The organism is Oenococcus oeni DSM 20252 = AWRIB129 (assembly GCF_000372485.1).
In the GTDB taxonomy this organism is placed as follows: Bacteria; Bacillota; Bacilli; order Lactobacillales; family Lactobacillaceae; genus Oenococcus; species Oenococcus oeni.
In genome coordinates this window covers 1-2,026 of the sequence record NZ_AQVA01000027.1, presented here as the reverse complement: position 1 = coordinate 2,026, position 2,026 = coordinate 1, and the positions used below count along the sequence as shown (strand labels likewise).

Genomic DNA, 2,026 nt, shown 5'->3' with positions numbered 1-2,026 from the left:
TGGAAAAACTGTGAACGTGCCCTTAACAGCAGTCTTCAAATGGTTGTATTGGCCTTCCTGAAGATAGTTCTTAAAAGATACTAGACAGGTTCTTACCCATATAATCAGTTACCAAGTTTTTGTTAAGTCAAGATGGTAACTTCATTACTGAAATCTATTCACTATTTTAGATGTGATTGTGCTATATTAAACATGAGGGAAGCGAAGCACTATGACTATGGTGAAAGCAGCTGTTATTTACGGTCCTAAGGATATCCGCTTTGAAAAAAGAAATATTCCTGATCCGGCACCAGATGAAGTTCAAATTGAGGTTGCATTTAATGGTATTTGTGGTAGTGATATTCATGAATATTTAGAGGGTATGGATTTGGCGACAATGCCTCATCCGCTAACCCATATGCAGGCTCCGCTAATTCCTGGTCATGAATTCTCTGGGACGATTTCTAAAATTGGAAAACAAGTATCTAAATTAAGAATTGGAGATAAAGTTGCAGTCGAGCCAATGATTGCTTGTGGAAAATGTCCGGAATGTCTTTCTGGTCATTATAATTGGTGTGAGCATGCTATAGGTAGTGATCAATCAGCAGGATTCTTAGGATTTTCGGCTAACGGTGGTTTAGCTGAAAAGTGCAATGTAAAAAGTACCTTTGCACATCTCTTGCCAACTAACTTTCCGCTTGATTTAGGGGCTTTAGTTGAGCCAGTTTCAGTTGCTGCACAAGCAGTTATGGCAAGCCGAGTGTCTCCTGGAGATGATGTCTTAATTCAGGGTGCTGGTCCAATTGGATTGTTCACGGCCTTAATAGCACAAATTTCTGGTGCCCATCACGTCATAATAAATGACATGTCAGAGGAACGTTTGGATTTAGCAAATGAATTAGGGGTTCAATACCCAATACGTGCTGATAGCCAAAAGTCATTAGCTCACGCTATCAGCACTATCACGGAAAATCAGGGAGTAGATGTTGCATTTGATTGTGCCGGTGTACAACCCACACTTACTGGTGCCATTCAGGCTCTTAAAAACGGTGGCAAGGTTACCGTGATTGCATTATTTCAACATCCACCAGTTGTAGATGTTAGAGCTCTTCTTAAAAAGGGTGGTAGTTTATTAACATCTTATGGATATGCCAATATCTTCGATCGAGTAATTAAGATTATAGATACCTATCGGTCACTATTCAAACGTGTCATTACAAAAAAGATTGAATTAAATGAATTAGTTTCAGAAGGAATTGAATCCTTAGAAAAGGATAAAAAACAAGCAAAGATTTTAGTTCGTTTGCATTCTTAGTTAACATCAGTTTTCTCAACCCAAGTGCCCTACAATTATGGCTCTACGTCAACTGGTGTTGAAGAATAAATTTATCATTTGAGGCGGTTCTCCATTTGGGGAGCCGTCTTTGTCATGTTATGCCGTGATTTGGTAGATTCGTTTGAAGAAGTTCAGCTGATTCTTGAAGCCAAAACAGGATCGTTTGAGTGACTTGATGAGGTGGTTAACCCCTTCGATCGGACCGTTGGAATAAGGGCTGGTGACAGCGACTTCGTGTCGCTTAAGCGTCGCGATCGTCATGTCCATTGCCGTACCGTTTAGCTCGTAAGTAGCTAACAGGATTGCCAGTTCCGCGGGATGTTTCCTCACCATCAAGGCATCATGAGGCGCTAAGTAGGTCTCGTAGGTTTGCTTGAACTTGGGCAGAGTTTAACACTAACGTGTAGTGATCTTTGATTTACTCCACATTAATTATGCCAGTTGCGACAAGGGTTAGCGCCATTTACTACACCTGAGCAAGATTATTCACATTCTGGTCATAAACAACCGGTTTTTAGTGTTGCAATGGGCGTAACTCAATGGTGATGTAGCTCTATCAATGCGTGTGCACCGCTTAAGATTCGTCGGCTGATTATTACACCCGTAGCTGCCTTATTAAGAACCTGTCTAGTATCTTTTAAGAACTATCTTCAGGAAGGCCAATACAACCATTTGAAGACTGCTGTTAAGGGCACGTTCACAGTTTTTCCA

The 2,026-nt window shown here is 40.8% G+C and carries 1 protein-coding gene and 3 pseudogenes; 2 read left to right on the top strand and 2 right to left on the bottom strand.

Annotated features, from left to right (window positions below; all coding sequences use genetic code 11):
- Both A3G9_RS1000000110180 and A3G9_RS0109265 read left to right on the top strand, forming a co-directional pair.
- A pseudogene (locus tag A3G9_RS1000000110180) lies at nucleotides 1-84 on the top strand (IS5/IS1182 family transposase); the annotation flags it as partial.
- A 127-nt stretch (nucleotides 85-211) separates the two neighbouring features.
- Entirely contained in the window at nucleotides 212-1,294 is a 1,083-nt protein-coding gene (locus A3G9_RS0109265) for an alcohol dehydrogenase catalytic domain-containing protein (RefSeq protein WP_002817376.1), read from the top strand.
- 117 nt (nucleotides 1,295-1,411) lie between these two features.
- Here the strand turns inward: A3G9_RS0109265 and A3G9_RS1000000110080 are convergent.
- Nucleotides 1,412-1,705: pseudogene (locus tag A3G9_RS1000000110080) on the bottom strand (transposase); the annotation flags it as partial.
- Between the two features lie 237 nt (nucleotides 1,706-1,942).
- Nucleotides 1,943-2,026: pseudogene (locus A3G9_RS1000000110175) on the bottom strand (IS5/IS1182 family transposase); the annotation flags it as partial.

Coding starts and splice junctions, on each gene's coding strand:
- A3G9_RS0109265 (WP_002817376.1), top strand. CDS start 212: ATGACTATGGTGAAAGCAGCTGTTATTTACGGTCCTAAGGATATCCGC.